General features: G+C 44.0%; 2 protein-coding genes. Both read right to left on the minus strand.

From position 1 onward, the window contains the following. Positions 1-215: 215 nt before the first annotated feature. Complete coding sequence (locus N6G83_RS54285) at positions 216-566, minus strand: DUF2534 family protein (RefSeq protein ID WP_050152569.1); 351 nt, start codon at positions 564-566, stop codon at positions 216-218. 219 nt (positions 567-785) lie between these two features. Next, positions 786-1,633, minus strand: an 848-nt coding sequence (locus tag N6G83_RS54290; RefSeq protein ID WP_260524429.1) for a hypothetical protein, incomplete at its 5' end; no start/stop codon positions are given.

Raw genomic sequence — 1,633 nt, forward strand, 5'->3', positions numbered from 1 at the left:
ATATCCAACGCTTAGGCAGCTTTCGCGGCAGTTTGGTATCAGTAAGGTTCAAGGGCAATCGTGGGAAAAATCTCAGCAAGTGAATTACAGCCTGAAATATTGATATCTTGCAGGCTGCCAGATGTGTTTTTCACAACGTTGGGTCTCCATACCCTCTGCAGTCATACTCTCTGTCTCAGACCCCTTCTTCGGACAAAGTCAGAGAGAATGTTTTATCAAACTGTACTTTTTTCCTCCTCGCCCAAAAACCAGTACCACAGCGGAATAGAGAGCAGCCCGGTAAATACGGATGAATAAACCATAATCATAAAAATCTGAGTTACAAGCATTTCAGCTGACCAGTGCGTCAGGGGTATATGGTATTCATCAATTGCTCCCCCAATCATCGCCTTAGTCATGATCGCCAGAATAACCAGTAGCACGACGGCGACAGCCGTTATGAATTTTTGGGTTTTTCTTGTTCGCAGGGAAACGTCTGTTCCTTCAGTAGCTAAGCGGGCATCTCTGCCATGACGTTTCCAGCGCAAAATATCAATAAGCAAAAAAGCCAACAGGCTGATGCCCATAACAGGAAGTGCATAGCCTAAGCTCAGAGCTAACAGGGGTCTGACGCTCAGTGGAACGAAAACTCACGTTAAGCAATTGTGGCTGAGAAAAACCAAAGGATCCGGCGAGGATCCTTTGGTGTGCTGACATGACCAGTTTCTTTTGGGATATTTTTTCCCTGCATGAAGTCCTTTATGTCCTGATCATAATGCCATTAAAAATTCTATGCTATGGCTTCGCTATTTTAGACATTCCCTAACAGCTTTGTCTAAATCCGCCACATAAATTGGGGTAGGATGCCCAGATTTCATTTTCCATACAGTATATCCTCCCTTTGTTGCTTTGCCGCGCAGCTCTGTCTGCTTTCCTTCTGTGATAAATCTCACTAGAATCTTACTCCGACCATCTTCATGAATATTAAAAAGCTTGCGCGCTACGGCATCAGTCAATAGATGGCCCCCCTTGGTATCAAGGCAATAGACAAGGTCTGACTTCCATACTAAAAAGTCTGGATAAAATGAGCTTGTATCACCCTCTGTCAATAGTGGGATATGAAAACCGCCACTGCTCAGGTTTCTGTGCCAAGGGTAACCAGACCTATCTAAAGCCTCAGCAAAAGGAGCCTCGAACTTATTAAGTCCTGAGTACTTTTCATATAATGAATGCTCAAAGTGAGTAGCGTTACGAGGAACTCGAATAACACCAAATTGAAACGGAGAATCGCTTTCATATGCCAGCTCAGAGTTATCATAATATGCTGAAACTATTTCAGCAGCTAACTTATCTGCATACCTTGCGGCAGAACTATGTATCTGAACTCTAACATCAAATTTAGGATGTTTAAGATCAGTTATAGCAAGTGCTCTATTTGACCGTGTCCGTATAGCTGTATTAATCAACCACCTTAACCGAACGGGGTTTGTATTGCCTTCAGGCGTCCACTCAGTTGCTTTACTATCTCGCCCCAATGCGTCAAGCTCGACGAGCTGTGTTGCAATATGAGCTTGTCCCTGAGTATCTGCACTCCCTTCGACGAACGTAGGAAAATCGCTTAGAATTTCGGCTATTCGAATACACGCATCGCTAG

Source organism: Serratia sp. PL7 (assembly GCF_945957435.1).